Annotated in this window: 11 protein-coding genes and 1 riboswitch; of the genes, 4 read left to right on the plus strand and 7 right to left on the minus strand. The window is 68.1% G+C overall.

Features of this window, described 5'->3' with window-relative positions:
- The first annotated feature begins 254 nt into the window (after positions 1 to 254).
- Positions 255 to 420, plus strand: a riboswitch (cyclic di-AMP (ydaO/yuaA leader).
- A 7-nt stretch (positions 421 to 427) separates the two neighbouring features.
- Positions 428 to 1,570, plus strand: a complete 1,143-nt coding sequence (locus BT364_RS20380) for a C40 family peptidase (protein WP_256260091.1) — start codon at positions 428 to 430, stop codon at positions 1,568 to 1,570.
- Positions 1,571 to 1,625: 55 nt separating this feature from the next.
- On the opposite strand, the gene BT364_RS20385 is transcribed toward BT364_RS20380, so the two are convergent.
- Positions 1,626 to 1,979 (minus strand): hypothetical protein, encoded by a 354-nt coding sequence (locus BT364_RS20385; RefSeq protein ID WP_072486634.1) that lies wholly within the window; start codon positions 1,977 to 1,979, stop codon positions 1,626 to 1,628.
- Between the two features lie 315 nt (positions 1,980 to 2,294).
- Here BT364_RS20385 and BT364_RS20390 point away from each other — a divergent pair, with 315 nt between their 5' ends.
- On the plus strand, positions 2,295 to 3,356 hold the full coding sequence (locus BT364_RS20390; RefSeq protein ID WP_072486635.1) for a C40 family peptidase: 1,062 nt from the start codon (positions 2,295 to 2,297) through the stop codon (positions 3,354 to 3,356).
- 107 nt (positions 3,357 to 3,463) lie between these two features.
- Positions 3,464 to 4,219: a GNAT family N-acetyltransferase gene (locus BT364_RS20395; RefSeq protein ID WP_072486636.1), complete on the plus strand. Its 756-nt coding sequence runs from the start codon at positions 3,464 to 3,466 to the stop codon at positions 4,217 to 4,219.
- 32 nt (positions 4,220 to 4,251) lie between these two features.
- Here the strand turns inward: BT364_RS20395 and BT364_RS20400 are convergent, their stop codons facing one another.
- From BT364_RS20400 to BT364_RS20415, 4 genes are all read right to left on the minus strand, one after another.
- The gene (locus BT364_RS20400; protein WP_072486637.1) at positions 4,252 to 5,070 is read right to left on the minus strand and encodes a M48 family metallopeptidase; all 819 of its coding nucleotides are present in this window, start codon (positions 5,068 to 5,070) and stop codon (positions 4,252 to 4,254) included.
- 4 nt (positions 5,071 to 5,074) lie between these two features.
- Entirely contained in the window at positions 5,075 to 8,704 is a 3,630-nt protein-coding gene (locus BT364_RS20405; protein WP_072486638.1) for a type I restriction endonuclease subunit R, read from the minus strand.
- Between the two features lie 123 nt (positions 8,705 to 8,827).
- Positions 8,828 to 9,025, minus strand: coding sequence for a DUF397 domain-containing protein (locus tag BT364_RS20410; RefSeq protein WP_072486639.1), 198 nt, complete (start codon positions 9,023 to 9,025; stop codon positions 8,828 to 8,830).
- A 13-nt stretch (positions 9,026 to 9,038) separates the two neighbouring features.
- Positions 9,039 to 9,911: a helix-turn-helix domain-containing protein gene (locus tag BT364_RS20415; protein ID WP_072486640.1), complete on the minus strand. Its 873-nt coding sequence runs from the start codon at positions 9,909 to 9,911 to the stop codon at positions 9,039 to 9,041.
- A gap of 252 nt (positions 9,912 to 10,163) precedes the next feature.
- Between BT364_RS20415 and BT364_RS20420 the strand changes: the two genes are divergently transcribed.
- Positions 10,164 to 10,592, plus strand: a complete 429-nt coding sequence (locus BT364_RS20420; RefSeq protein ID WP_072486641.1) for an ATP-binding protein — start codon at positions 10,164 to 10,166, stop codon at positions 10,590 to 10,592.
- Here BT364_RS20420 and BT364_RS20425 read toward each other — a convergent pair.
- Both BT364_RS20425 and BT364_RS20430 read right to left on the minus strand, forming a co-directional pair.
- On the minus strand, positions 10,555 to 11,829 hold the full coding sequence (locus tag BT364_RS20425; RefSeq protein ID WP_072486642.1) for a restriction endonuclease subunit S: 1,275 nt from the start codon (positions 11,827 to 11,829) through the stop codon (positions 10,555 to 10,557). The two genes, BT364_RS20420 and BT364_RS20425, sit on opposite strands and share 38 nt — an antisense overlap.
- The gene (locus tag BT364_RS20430; RefSeq protein ID WP_072486720.1) at positions 11,819 to 14,497 is read right to left on the minus strand and encodes a type I restriction-modification system subunit M; all 2,679 of its coding nucleotides are present in this window, start codon (positions 14,495 to 14,497) and stop codon (positions 11,819 to 11,821) included. Before BT364_RS20430 ends, BT364_RS20425 begins: the two co-directional genes overlap by 11 nt.
- Between the last annotated feature and the right edge of the window lie 54 nt (positions 14,498 to 14,551).

The following is a 14,551-nucleotide window of genomic DNA, read 5'->3' on the forward strand; positions in this document are numbered from 1 at the left end:
CCTGATCCAGACAAAAGGCCCTAGGCCGCCGCACCGACACCCGGAGGCCGCATGGCGAACCGCACACCGCGACGGACACCCAACGGAAGTGCGCACCCACAGCCCGTGAGGAATTCCGGGCCTCCACCGCCCCACCCCGACAGGTCACGAAAATGTATCGGGCATATCGAACATCAACCTTCACAGCAGCACCATGGGTTGGCTAGCGTGCTCGACCGGGCGGCCCGTACCCCCTTGAGGCGAACCACGCCGAGCGGGCGCCTCCGCCGAATCCGGGCCGCCCCCACGGGAGTTCGGAACCGGGGACCCATACGCAGCACCGGGGTGAATCGGTCCTTATCCCCCACTCGGACCGTAGGGCAGCCTTCCGTTCCGCCCGAACCCGACAGCTAACCCGGTAGGCGGTCCACGGAAGGAGATGCCGGCCTTGGCATCCCATCGCAAACCGCGCACCCGGGTGCGCACCACCGCACCGGCCGTCGGTCTCACCACCGCGGCACTGGCGTCCGTGACCCTGCTCTCCACGCAGAGCGCCATGGCCGCACCCGACCCGAAGCCCGGCGTCGAGGACGTGCAGAAGAAGGTCGACGACCTCTACCGGCAGGCGGGCACCGCGACCCAGCAGTACAACCAGGCGAAGGAAGCCTCCGCCGCCCAGCGCGCCAAGGTCGACGCCCTGCTGGACGATGTCGCCGAGCGCGCCGACAAGCTCAACGAGGCGCGCAGGACGCTCGGCTCCTACGCGGCCGCGCAGTACCGCAGCGGCTCCATCACGCCGAGCGCCACGTTCTTCCTGGCCGACGACCCGCAGTCGTACTTCGACCAGAGCCAGTTGATGGACCGGATGACCAGCCGACAGCAGCAGGCGATCACGGACTTCCGTACGCAGCAGGCCAAGGCGTCGAAGGAGCGCGCCGAAGCGGTGCGGAGCCTGGAGACGCTGACGACGACGCAGACCACGCTGCGCACCAGCAAGCAGGACGTCCAGAAGAAGCTGGGCGAGGCGCGCACGCTGCTGTCGAAGCTGACCGCAGAGGAGAAGGCGCGGCTCGCGGCGATCGAGCGGAAGAAGGAGGCCGAGGCCAGGCGCAAGGCGCAGGAGCTGGCGAAGCAGCAGGCCGCCGCGAAGGCCGAGGCCGACCGCAAGGCCGATGAGGCCGCGAAGGAGTCGGGCGGCGGTACGGGGACGGGCACCGGGTCCGGCTCGGACAGCAGCGCCACCACCGGGGCGGAGAAGGTCCTCGCCTTCGCCAGGGCCCAGATCGGCAAGCCGTACGTCTGGGGCGCGACGGGCCCGGCGTCGTACGACTGCTCCGGGCTCACCCAGGCCGCGTGGAAGTCCGCGGGCGTGGACATACCGCGGACCACCTGGGACCAGGTCAAGATCGGCACCCGGGTCGCCACGGCGGACCTGCGGCCGGGGGACCTGGTCTTCTTCTACGACGACATCAGCCACGTCGGCATCTACAAGGGCGACGGGATGATGATCCACGCACCGAAGCCCGGGGCGAACGTGCGCGAGGAGTCGATCTACTACATGCCGATCTACGGCAGCGTGCGGCCCGCCTAGCAGGCCTCGACGCGCCGCGCCGCCCCGGTGCCGGGGCGGCGCGGCGCGGGCGGGATCAGGTCCAGAGCGTGGCGATGAAGATGTTGAGCATCGTCAGTCCGCCCACTGCCGCGAAGGCGCCCTTGTCGACCGTCTCCTCGTCCCGCTTGATGTAGACGAGGCCGAGGACGACGACCAGGACCAGCAGCTTGACGCCGATCTTGATGTTGTTCACGTGGTTGCCGTCGGCCTCGTTCAGCCCGACCAGTGCGACACCGGTGACCAGCATGGTCAGTGCACCGTGCAGCATCGCCGGGACGAACCGGGCTGTGCCCGCGCCCATCGCCTTCATCTGGGTCAGGAAACCGCCCAGCAGGGAGGCGATGCCGATGATGTGCAGGGCGACGAAGACATGAATGAGTACGTCCATGAGGCCGCAGCCTAGCCCCGGCCATATCACCACTCGGCAGGCAGGTACACCTTCCTGGCCGCTTCACTCGCGCCTATACCAATTGCCTGACTCTGGTGCAATTTTTCCGATCACTCGACGACATTGCCACGCCAAATACAGACAATAAGCGTCATTACGACTCCTGCCCGTGCCCCGGGTTTAGCGTCCCTGAGCAGGTGACCGGCTTCACCGCCGCTCCGTACGCGGACGGTGCACCCGGTCGCCCCGCCGAGAGTTGTGGCGGGCCCGTCGGTATCCCCCGACGGGCAGTCGTCAGGAAGGACGCACGCCCTCGTGGCAGCGCATCGAAAACCCAAGCAGCGCCCGTACACCGGCCCTGCTGCCCGCACCGCGGCGACCCTCGCCCTCGCCGGGGCCGCCACCGCCGCCGTGATGCCCGGCCCGGCGCACGCCGACCCGCAGCGCACCCCCGCCCAGGTCAAGGCGGAGGTCGACCGGCTGTACCACGACGCGGAGGTCGCCACCGAGCAGTACAACGGCGCGAAGGAGAAGGCGTCCGCCGCGGAGGACTCCCTCGACTCCCTGCGCGACGAGGCCGCTCGCAGGACCGAGCGCCTCAACGCCTCGCGCGACGCACTGGGTTCGTTCGCCGCCGCGCAGTACCGCACCGGCGGCCTCGACACGTCCGTGCAGCTGGCGCTCTCCTCCGACCCGGACCAGTACCTGGAGCGGGCGTCGTACGTGGACCGCGTCGGCGACCGCCAGGCCGCCGCGCTCAACAAGGTCCGGCGGCAGGTCGCCCAGATCGCCACGCTGCGCGCGCAGGCCAAGGGAGAGCTGGCCGCACTGGCCGAGCGCCGGGCCGAACTGAAGAAGCACAAGGCGACGATCACGACCAAGCTCGCCGACGCCCGGCGGCTGCTCGACCGGCTCACCCCGCCCGAGCGCACCGCCTACGAGAACTCCGGCCACGGATCGGCCGACGGCACGCATTCCGCCGACCGCGCCGAACGCTCCACCGCGCGCGGCCCCGTCCGGGCGCCGAACGCCCGCGCCGCCGAGGCCGTGGCGTTCGCGTACGGGGCGCTCGGCAAGCCGTACGTCTGGGGCGCCACCGGCCCCTCCTCGTTCGACTGCTCCGGGCTCACCCAGGCCGCCTGGCGCTCCGCCGGTGTCTCGCTCCCCCGGACCACGTACACGCAGATCAATGCCGGGCGGCGCGTCTCGCGTTCCGAACTCGCGCCGGGCGACCTGGTGTTCTTCTACTCCGGCATCAGCCATGTCGGGCTCTACATCGGCAACGGCCAGATGATCCACGCCCCGCGCACCGGGTCACCGGTCCGGATCGCGCCGATCGACCAAATGCCCTTCGCCGGGGCCACCCGGGTGGCATAGGCTCCCGTCTCCGATCCGGAGCAACCCGCCATCGGAGCAACCGCCTTCGGGCCGGACCGCCCTCGGACCGGCCCGCCGTCGCCCAACCGGCCGGAGGACAACCCCACATGCCCATGGACGCCGATGTCCAGACCCATGCCCGTACGCTCGCCCAGCGCTCCCCGGACCACCTCCGGGTCGGGCCCTTCACGGTGCGCTACAACCCCGACTGGTCGCTCAAGTACGCCAATTACGCCATACCCGACCAGGACGCCGAGCCGACGCCCGCCGATGTCGACGCGCTGATCACGGCGTTCCGCGAGCACGACCGGCTTCCCCGGCTGGAGTTCCTGCCCGGCTCGGCGCCCGCGGTCGAACCCGCGCTGCTCGCCGCGGGGTTCACCGTCGAGAACCGGGCCCCGATCATGGCCTGCGCACCGGACGAGCTGCTGACGCCGAAGCCGGTGGCGGACCTCGCGATCGACGAACCGGCCACCGACGCGGAGTTCGCCGCCGCCGCGCTCGTCCAGCACCACGGATACGGCGGCACCGGCGAACCCGAGGCCGGTGTGGCGGACTGGCTGCGCACCGCGGCCCGGGACGGCGGGGTCGCCGCCCTCGCCACGGTCGACGACGTACCGGCGGGCGCGGGCGGCTGCTCCGTCCCGGTCGACGGCCTCACCGAGCTGGCCGGTCTCGCCGTCGCCGACGCCTATCGCCGCCGCGGCATCGGCGCCGCGCTCTCCGCCCATCTGACCGCGACCGCCTTCGAACGCGGCTGCCGGGTGGTGTGGCTGGAGCCGGGCGACGCCGATGTGGAGCGGATCTACGCGAGCATCGGCTTCCGCAGGATCGGCGAGAAGCTGAACATCTCGCTCGACTGACCTGCGGACGAGGCTCGACTGCACGCGGACTGTCAATCCCCGGGGACGCCCCTTGCGCGTGCCGTCGGGTCCGCGGGGACGTCCCCCAGCCAGACCCTCCGCCCCATCTCGTCCAGTTCCCCCTTGAGACGTTCGCATTCCGGGATGGCCCGGCGCAGCAGCCGCCAGTAGTCAGGCCCGTGCCCGGCCACCCGGATATGCGCCAGCTCATGGGCGATGACGTAGTCGACGAGCTGGGCGGGGAGTTGGAAGACAGCCCAGTGGAGAGCCATCCGCCCGCCGTCGGCGGGGGTAGCGCCGTTCCGGTACGTGCCCCAGCGGCGCCCGACGTCTCTCACGGTGACCATCGGCTCGTCGACGTCCATGCGTGCGGCCCAGGGCTGGAGGCGCCCCTGCGCCCAGTTCAGCCCCACCTTGCGATACCAGGCGGTGACCGCGCGCCGGGCCAGTCGCACATCTGCCGCGGTGGCCCTGTCCAGGCACAGCCGCCCGGCAGACAGCCGGACCGGTGCGCCGGGGTCGTCCACCAGCAGGAGGCGGTACTCGCGGCCCAGGTACCGGTAGGTCTCGCCGTCGGTGAATTCACGGACCGGATGCACCGGACGCAGCGCATCCCGCAACCGGAGCTTGTCGTCGATCCACGGCCTGCTGTTCCGCACGAACGATTCGGCTCTCCGGGCCGCACACCCCGTCGGAGTCCGCAGCGTCAGCGAACCGTCCCGCTCGACCGTGAGCCCGAGCTTCGACCGCCGCGCGCTCACCCGCACCAGGAACGCCCTGCCGTCGACCGTGAGCTCCTGCCCGTCGACGAGCGAGGGCGGGGCGGAGGAGAGGGGCGACGACTCGGACACCCCCTTATTGTCCCAGCCGCTCCGCCCGGAACGCCCCGGCGTGATCCTGCGCGAATCCCGCGATCGAGTTGGAGAGCAAGGTCAGCGGCTTCAGCCCGCCCTCGACCGGCCGCAGCTTGTTCTCCCGCAGCCGGGCCCAGATGTGCACCTGGAGATCCTCCAGGCTGGTCTCCAGCCCGGACCAGGACGCGCTGGAGACGTGCTCGGAGATGAGAGAGGCGAGCTCGACCGTCAGCGCCCGCAGGAACTCCTGGTCGAGTTCGCCGAAGACCGGGTGCTCGGCCATGTGATCGGTGAGCTTGACGTACAGCTTCCGTTCCACCGGCGTCAGCCCTGCCGTCTCCGGATCCGCCTGCTCGGCCTGCCGTGCCCTGTCGATGAGCGGGCCCAGTTCCCGCTGGATGTCCTCCCAGCGCCCCGCGAATTCGTCGAGCACCTGCTGGAGGTCCGCGGAGAGCTCTCGGTACACCTGCCGGTCGTCGTTGACGATGCGCTCTTCGAGGTGGTAGCGGAGCGCCTGCTCGTGTTCCGCCGCGGACTCGCGGACATCCGGGATACGTCCCACGATCTCGTCGAAATCGGGGTCGAGGATGGAGACCGGTGCGATGGCCTGCGTGATCTCGGGCAACTCCAGATGGTCGGCGATCAGCGCCCGGACCTTGCGCCCGTAACCCCGCATCGAGAACGTGCCGCCCGACTCGTCGCGGTAGTGCCTGCGGACACGCAACTGCAACTGGGTCCATCGCCGGGCGTACGGCATCATCTCCAGGGCCGCTTCGTGCGGGAGTACGCGTTCCAGCGCGTCCAGGAACGTCCCGAGAAGCCGGTCGTACTCGGCCCGCTCTTCCGGGTCGTGCAGAGCCATCATCGCCCGTCCCATGCCCCCGGGACCGTCCAGCCCGCCGGTACCCAGCCGCTTGAGGAACCGGCGGAGCTGCCGCGCCGCCCCCGTCATCCCCGGTACCTCCGAGGACAGGCTGCGCAGCCCGTCCAGCACCGGCGGGTCACCCCGGTAGGCGGCCAGGGTCACGGCAAGGTTGTTCAGTACGCCGTAGTAGTCCACGACCCGGCCCTCGCGCTTGAGGCGGGCGGGCCGGTTGACGCGTGCCACGGCCTGGAGCAGTTCGGCGTCCTGGATCGGGCGGTCCAGATACAGCGCCTGCTCGATCGGGGCGTCGAACCCGGTCAGCAGCATCGACTTCACGATCAGGAAGGCGATCGGCGGCTTTTCGACCGGGGTGTCCGGAACCTCATTGCTCCAGGGGTTCAGACCGACGGTGCCGCCCGGCAGCGGGTCGGTCTCTTCGGGATGCTCGACTGCCCACGGGTTGTCGGGGGGCAGATGAGGGAACGGCTCCAGGAACCGCTCGATGTGCTCTTCCTGGCTCTTCGGGTCCGTCCACTCCCGCCACAGACCGCCCTTGCGCTCGTCGCCCTCCGAGATCACGGGCACGAAGTCCATCCGCCGCAGCACTTCCTGGTACTGCCAGGCACGCAGCAGGAGGATGTCCTCCCGGGTGTACTTCTCCGGCTTCTTCGCCCGCAACGTCTCGCGGGCCGCGCCGTCGAACGCCCTCACCTTGGCCAGCAGCTCGGCGCGGGCGTCGCGCAGGGCATCCCGGTAGTGCACGGCCGCCCGCCTGCTGACAGCCGCGACCTGGGCCTTGAAGCCACCGGTGAGCGGCCCCGTGACGTAGTGCTCCAGCATGTCGACGGCCTTGGCCCGGATCATCGGGAAGGATTCGGCGACGTCCCTGCTCGTCGGCTTCGTGCCCCTGCGGGCCTTGGGCTGTTCCTCTTCGCTCAGCTTCGCGATGAGGTCTTCGAACTTGGCGTCGAGCACCTGCTTCTTGTTGATCCTGCCCTGCCCGGCACGCCCTTCGTACCGGACGGGAACGACGACCTTGTCCTTCTCCGCCTCTTCCATCCGGTACGAGTCGAGGAAGGTGTCGCCCGGCTCCAGGCCGAAGATCCGGCCGGTGTCGTTCAGCTTGCCCTTCATGATCGGCGTACCGGTGAAGCCGATCCGGGCGGCGTTGGGGACGGAGTCCCGCAGGCACGCGTGCAGTACGGAGGTGTGCGAACGGTGCGCCTCGTCGACCAGGACCAGCACACGCGACTCGGTGCTGCACTCCGTGAACCGGCGCCTGACCGCCTCGGTGGTGGCCTCGTCGGGCGTCGGGTCCGCGACCTCGGCCGGGTCCGCCCCCGCGGAGATCCGACCATGTGCCTGCTTGAACTCCTCGGCGAACTCCCGGTCGTCGCCGTCCGTCTCCCCGACGAACCCGGGGATCCGCCCCAGATACTTCTGGATCATCGCGAAGATCACGGCCCGGCCGCCCGGCTTGCCCGCCCGCTGGAGCATGCTCTCCACATCGGTCTGGGACCTGGCGATACGGATGGTGCTGCCGCTGACCCGCACGGCTGCGGACAGCTGCTGCTGGAGCTGTTTGCGGTCGGTGACGACGAGCAGGGTGAAGCGATTCAGCTCCGGATCCCGGCTCATGTGCAGCCGTCGTGCCAGGAACGACATGGTGAGGCTCTTTCCGGAGCCCTGGGTGTGCCAGATGACGCCGCCACGCTCGTCGTCCTCGGCACCTGACTCGCCTCGCTTGCGGCCGGTCCGCAGCTTGTGGACGATCTTCTCCACGGCCCGGTACTGCTGATGCCGGCAGACGGCCTTGACCGTGACCGGAGGTTCGCCCTCCTTGGTCTTGACGGGCAGTTCGAAGACGTAGTGCCGGATGATGTTCAGCAGATTGCGCGGCTTCAGCACGGTCGCGATCAGCTTGTGCTGACCGGTCAGCTTGGCCTCACCCCGCAGGACCTTCGACGCCTGAAGCGCGGCGCGCAGGGCACGGTCGTCGGCGTAGTCCGGCTCGACACTGTGCCAGGCGGCGTAGTGCTCCTCGGCGGCGGAGATCGTGCCGAGGGCTGCGGTCCTCCCACTCGCGGCGATCAACAACTGGGCAGGCACGAACAGTTCCGGCACGCCGCCGGGGCTCCCCGAGTCCGTGCGGGCGTCGTGCTCCAGCGGCTTCCCGGCGTACCTCCGCAGGTCCCGGACCGCGTCACCGATGGCGTCCTTGCGGTCGGGGCTCTTGCACTCGACGACAGCGACGGGGATGCCGTTCACGAACAGAACGAGATCGAGGACGGCATCCTTGCCGTCGGCCTTGCGGATACGGAACTGGTCGACGACGAGGAACCGGTTCCGCCGGAGGATCTCGGCGTCGTCCTGCCCCTCCCACTCCCAGTCGACGAACTGGACGAGGAAGTCCTTGTCCTGCGGCCCGGTCATCGGGGTGCCACGCAACAGCAGGGCCGTGGCATCGCCATTGGCCCGTAGCAGCGACTGCGCGGACACGCTGCGGGCCGCTCGTCGCAGATCATCGACGGCCCGCCCGGCGTCGGCCTCCGTCATCCAGGCGTCCCCGGTGCCCGGCAGCCGGTTGATGCGCCGAACGGCTGCGGCGAGGCGCTTGGTCAGCAGTACGTCGTCACGGGATCGCTCGTCGTCGGCGAGATCGGAGCCGTGGATGTGCTCCCAGCCCATCGCTTTGAGCTGCTCGATGAACGGCCGCTCGACTTCGTCCCGCTCGACTTCGTCCCGCCCAACCGCACCCCGTACCATCCGCCCGCGCCCCTCCGAGTGAACCGCCCGACTGTCCGCCCATTCTGCGCCAGGAGATCACAAGGGGAGGCGGAGTGCGCGAAAGCCCCTGGCAACGGCCAGGGGCTTTGGGGGTGTTCGCGGCTATACGGAGCGGGATGCGTCCTGCTTCACGTCCCCGAGGAAGGCGCTCCATGCGGCGGCGGTGAAGGCGAGGGTGCCGGCCCGGCGGTCCTTGGTGTCGCGCAGGTCCAGACCGGCTTCCGACCGGCGGGCTTCCACGCACTCGCCGTTCTGCTGGCTGTAGGAACTCTTGAACCACTCGGACCGATCAGAGGACATCTGCCGTTCTTCCTTAGCTGCGGGCCAGTTCGTCGGCCAGGCTGACCATCAGCGCCTCCGAGTCCAGTGCGCTCAACGCAGTTGCTCGCACATGATCGAAGACTCCGTTGTAGTGCGCCGTATCTCCGGGCCCTTCGAGGTAGGCGTGGCTCGTGAAGCTCTCCAGAAGCACTACTTCCAGCTCCGTCGGAGCTGGAAAACTGTAGAGCAGAAAGGGCAACATGCCGCCCTTGCAGGCCCCTGCCGAGAAGGGTAGTACCTGCAACGTGACGTTCGGAAGCTGTGCCATCTCCACCAGATGCAGCAACTGCTCCCGAAGCACTCCCCGCCCGCCGATCTGCTGCCTCAGCGCCGCCTCTCCGAGGACCATCCAGACATGGAGCGGTTCCGGTCGGCGCCCTGTCATCGCCTTCTGGCGTTCGAGTCGAACGCGCACCTTGGTGAGCTGCGCCTCACTGGGAGGCCCGGCCGAGCCACCCTGGATGACAGCCGTCGCGTACGCCTCGGTCTGGAACAGCCCGGGAATGATGCTCGGCTGGAAGCCCCGACATCCGGCGACCTCGTCCTCCAGACCGATCAGGTCGAGGAAGTCCTGCGGAAGCTGATCCTCCAACTCCCGCCACCAGCGCTGCCGTCGGCTCTCGCGTGCCAGGGCGAGCCACCCTTCGCGAGTCCTCACGTCTTTGACACCGTAGAAGTCGAGCAGCACTCTGAGGTCGAGCTGACGGATCCCGCTGCGCCCTGACTCGATCCGGCTGACCTTCGCCGGGTGGCATCCGAGCTCCTGGGCGGCGTCTTCGAGCAGTCGGCCCTGCTCATCGCGCAGCCGCCGCAAGTTCGCCCCCAGTACCCGGCGACGGACCGTTGGGTTCTCCAGCACTGGCATGACGCCCCCTCAACCGAACTTCCCATCGCGCACTCTTCGCGACAACCAACATACCCAGCGTCAGCGTCAGATGGAGTGAACTTAGGTGTTCTGCTTGCACCGTGCGAGCACGGCACCTCACTATGCGGATAGTTGCCTTTTGCTCACGCACGGCAACTTTCTGCGGGTGGCCACGCCAGGCCAAACCGCCATCCAGCCACGCGCACTTGAGGGGGCACCCCTGTGTCTGCATCCGGAGAATCGCCCACGGCCATGCCTGCCACCGGCGTCGAAACCCGCCAGCTCTTCCCCCGCCACCGCAGAAGCGCCGGCCGGGCACGGGCAGCCCTGCGGCAGCAACTCGTCGAGTGGAAGATCGACGACGAGCCTGCCGAGACAGCGGCGCTGCTGCTCTCCGAGCTCGTCACCAACGCCGTCGAGCACGGCCGGGTGTCGCCCGGCCGGAAGATCGGAACGCGATTCGCGCTCTACGACAGCACGTTGCGCGTGGAGGTGGCCGACGCGAACAACGACCTCCCGAAGCCGCGCCCGGCCGGAATCGACGACGAGGACGGCCGCGGCTTGGCACTGGTGATCGCCCTCGCCGACCGGTGGGGGACGTGCCCGCGCAGGAACGGGATCGGAAAGGCGGTTTGGGCGGAGCTCAAACTCTCCGGTGAGGGCTCTGAGTTCGGGCCGTGAGCATCAACCCTGTCCGGACCCGACCGCCCCTGCCCGCCAACAAATCGTCCGCAAGGCCAATCTTCAGCTGGCGGAGCTTGGCAAGCTCCTCTTCCTCGCGGCGAATCCGGTCATCGCAGGCGGTGAGCGAGCTCACGATCCTGCGCTGTTCGTCCAGAGAAATGGGCAGGTCGATTTCGAGGTCGCGGAGCCTGGTCGGGTTTACATTCACCTGCTGGACAGCGACTGTCGAAATCGCCTTTACTCGCTGGCGAATGATCGGGTGCTGCAGCCACTCCACCAAGTATTCCGGCGTGATCTGCCGAAGGTCAGGGTTCAAGCGAACCAAGTAGGAAGCGAACGTGGCCTTCGGCAGATCATCCTTCCACATGGCGGCTTTGCCAACGTGCTCAATGCTGTTGGTTCGATTGAACAGAACGTCTCCATGCCGCAGCACGAGCCTGTCCGGCACGGAGGTGGGGCAGTAGCGAAGTTCGCTGGTATCTACCTGTCCATCGCGGATGTTGTTCATGCGCAGGACCGGCATGCCTTGCGGGTCACTGACCAACGCTTCGGAAATTCCATAGTCAGTGGACGGAACGACCGCTTTGAGCGTTACGCGCTGCCAGTCTTCGAGAGGCACCCCCTGTGCGCCCAAGGGCATTGCCCTGAGCAGCACCCCCTGGCGCACGGCCCGAATCTTCGTGATCGATGCTTCAATGGAGTTCTCTTCAGCCGACACGACATCGAGCGCTCCAGCAATCCGACGTTGTTCAGCGATCGACGGCCAGGGCACTGGCATCGCTTTGAGCTGCGACGAGTTGATCGTGGCCAAGTTCGTCGTTTGCTTGGCGATTCTCAGGAAGTACGAACGCCCCTCAGGTGATGCCATGAAGAGGGAAAGATACTCCGGCACCAGATGTGAAGGGTTGCAACGAACTCGGAAGATATGATTCTGGTACAGGCAGGGGTCAATTCGACCGTCCCAAACCGCCCCACGGCCCAGTTTGTCGAAATCACCGCCTTCAGTGAGAAGAACGTCGCCACGTCTCAGGCGGAATCGATCCACCTCGGACTTCAGCACACGTACTGCTTTGACGTCTTCAGTGTCGATGTATCCATCCTGGACATTTGCTACTCGCAGATACGGGAGTTCCACGCTCTCACTCGCCGGCACCTCGCGCCCCAGCGTCACACCCCCCGTAACGTCTGCAAGGTCGGACAATTTGCGACGCTCTACACGCACTTCACCCGCCATGACCGAGCCCCTTCAGCAAGGTGTTCAGCTGGGTCGATGCCTCGGCCCGTTTGGTCTCGAGGACCCGCAGCGAGACCGCGTATTTGTCTTCCCAGACCTGGAACGACTCCACCAACCCCCGGCGGCTCCGCACCACATGCCCCTCAAGCTTGCCCACAAGGTCGTCACGCAGAATGCCGAGCACCGCATCGCGCGCTCTCTCCGCATCCAGGCCCCGCCGCACCCGAGTAAGAAGGGGCACCGTCGCCTCAGCCTCGGCCCCGCCCTCCCCCTCAACCGCGTCCAGCAGCGACTCCTGCACGTCCTCCGCCGCAGCCTTGGCCTTGGCAGCCGCCACCGCCTTCTTCGGCTTTTTCCCCGGGTCGATCGGCCAGAAGTCGTTCTCCAGATCGGTCACGGCCTTGCCCGCCGCCGTCCGGTCCTTCTTCAGCTTCGCCAGGGCCTTCGGTGCGAGCACGGCCTCCGCCAGGGCCGGGTCCACCTCCGCGTCCTCCTCGCCGGACTCGGCTGCCGCCTTCTCCGCCGCCGCGAGGGCCGCCTTCGCCTCCTCGGCTGCCTTCACCTTCGCGTCCAGCGCCGCCTTGGCCCGGTCCGCCGCCGCGAGTCGCTCCAGGAACTCCGGAGCGATGGCGGCGACCACCTTGTGGTCGTAGGCCTGGCGCCGTTCCGCCGCCGAGCGCTTTCGGCTGCCGCCCGTGCTCGGGTCCGGTTCTGCGGCCAGCATCGTCTTGACCATGTCGATCCAGCCGTCGATGACGCCGCCGAAGCCGTTCACCGAAAGCGCCTTGAGGTCGTTCTTGCCCTCGTGCCACCACCCGGCGACCGCGCCGGCCAGCGCGTACCGGTCGAGAAGGCCGACCTGAAGGAGGCGGGATCGGAAGGAGGTGATCAAGTCCTCGCGGAGCCTGGCCAGTTGGGCCTTGCGTTCGTTCTCCGTACGGTCATCGCCATCATCCGCCGGGGCCAGCAGGGCGATCTGCTCGGCCTCCGACGTCCACCACTCCTCGAACGCCTTCCACAGCACCGCCTCCCGCTCGCCCGCCAGCTCGGTCAGCCGGGCCGCGTCCGGGCGTTCGCCCTCCGGCAGGAAGTCGACGTACTCCGGATCGCCCTCGCGCGCCGCGAACAGCTCCAGCGCGTCCACCGCGTACGCGTCGAGCAGTGTCTTCTTCGCCTCGATCTCCGCGACCGGTACACCGCCCATCAGGTGTGCCCGTACGTCCTGCGGCTCCGGCGGCGGGGTGTTGTCCACGTAGCGGCGGATGTTCAGGTTGTCGGCGTTCTCCGCCAGGTCGCTCCGGTCCACCACCTTCGCGAAGCCTTCGACATCCTTGTAGGCGTGGAAAGTCGAGACGATCTTCTCGACGTGCTCGGGCAGCAGCACGCTCTGCGCGCGCACCGCCTGGTACTCGCGGTCGGCGTTGATGAACAGCACCTTGTCCCGCTGATCCTTGGGCCGCTGCTCCGGGGGGCGGAGCACGATGACGCAGGCCGGGATGCCGGTCCCGTAGAAGAGGTTCGGCGCGAGGCCGATCACGGCCTCGATCAGGTGCGCGTCCAGCAGCTTCGTGCGGATCTTCTGTTCGCCGCCGCCCCGGAAGAGGACGCCGTGCGGCATCACGGTGAAGACCGATCCGCCCTTCACCCGCACCATGTCCAGCATGTGCTGGAGGAACATGAGGTCGGCCTTACCCTTTTCGGGGGCAATCCCGTACGGCATCCGGTCCTCCCGGTGCGGTACCTCGTCCTCCTTGTAGTCCATGGAGAACGGCGGATTGCTGAGCACCAGGTCGAAATCGGCCTCGGGGTGCAGCGGGTTGGTGAGGGTGTCACCCGTCTTCAACGAGAACGACTTCGCACCATGGAAGAGCATGTTCATGGTGGCCATGACCCACGAGCCACTGTTGGCGTCCTGCCCGGCGAGGAACAGGTTCCCGGAGTCGCCACCGTGTTCGTCGATGTACTCCTTGGCGTGGATGAGCATTCCGCCGGAGCCGACACACGGGTCGTAGATCCGCATTCCCGCCGTCGGCCGGGCCAGCTCGACCATCATCCGGACGACCGCACGCGGGGTGTAGAACTCGCCGCCCTTGCTGCCCGCCGTATCCGCGAAGTCCTTGATCAGATACTCGTACGCGGCACCGATCATGTCCGGGAACTCGAAGTCCTCGCCGCGGAGCCGGATACTGCCGAAGTGCTCGATGAGCGCGGCCAGCCGCTTGTCGGCGAGATCCGCAGCCGACGAGCTCCTGCCTCCGCCACCGCCGATACGGTTGAAGTTGACGTGGCTGAACAGCCCCCGCAGCTCTCCGTTGCCGGGCTGCGACTCCAGCTTGTCGAGGGCCGGCTGCAGGTAATGCGTCGCGATCTCGTCGACTCCCCCGGCGAGCCGCTCCCAGCGGGCCTCCTCCGGTACGTACACGACTCCGCGCAACCGGTAGTTCTGGTAGGTCTCCGCTTCCTCCTCGGCCTCCTCCTCGGAGGACCCGGCCGCCAGGGCCTCGGCGCGAATCCGCTCTCGTGCGGCATCGAACTCGTCGTTGACGCGCTTGAGGAAAAGCAGGACGAAGATGAAGTCCCGGTACTCGGCGGCGTCCATCGTGCCGCGCAGAATGTCCGCCGCCGCGAAGAGATGGCGTTCCAATTGCGCGAGCGTGAGCTTGGCCACGTACGGCACTCCCTCTACGTCTGACTTCTGTCCGGTTGCACCCGGAAGCCTACG

The organism is Streptomyces atratus (assembly GCF_900119365.1).
Taxonomy (GTDB): domain Bacteria; phylum Actinomycetota; class Actinomycetes; order Streptomycetales; family Streptomycetaceae; genus Streptomyces; species Streptomyces atratus_B.

Bases quoted from the DNA above. Each gene is read 5' to 3' on its own strand.
- BT364_RS20385 (WP_072486634.1), bottom strand. From the start codon at position 1,979: ATGGACGTACTCATTCATGTCTTCGTCGCCCTGCACATCATCGGCATC.
- BT364_RS20395 (WP_072486636.1), top strand. From the start codon at position 3,464: ATGCCCATGGACGCCGATGTCCAGACCCATGCCCGTACGCTCGCCCAG.
- BT364_RS20405 (WP_072486638.1), bottom strand. From the start codon at position 8,704: ATGGTACGGGGTGCGGTTGGGCGGGACGAAGTCGAGCGGGACGAAGTC.
- BT364_RS20410 (WP_072486639.1), bottom strand. From the start codon at position 9,025: ATGTCCTCTGATCGGTCCGAGTGGTTCAAGAGTTCCTACAGCCAGCAG.
- BT364_RS20415 (WP_072486640.1), bottom strand. From the start codon at position 9,911: ATGCCAGTGCTGGAGAACCCAACGGTCCGTCGCCGGGTACTGGGGGCG.
- BT364_RS20420 (WP_072486641.1), top strand. From the start codon at position 10,164: ATGCCTGCCACCGGCGTCGAAACCCGCCAGCTCTTCCCCCGCCACCGC.
- BT364_RS20425 (WP_072486642.1), bottom strand. From the start codon at position 11,829: ATGGCGGGTGAAGTGCGTGTAGAGCGTCGCAAATTGTCCGACCTTGCA.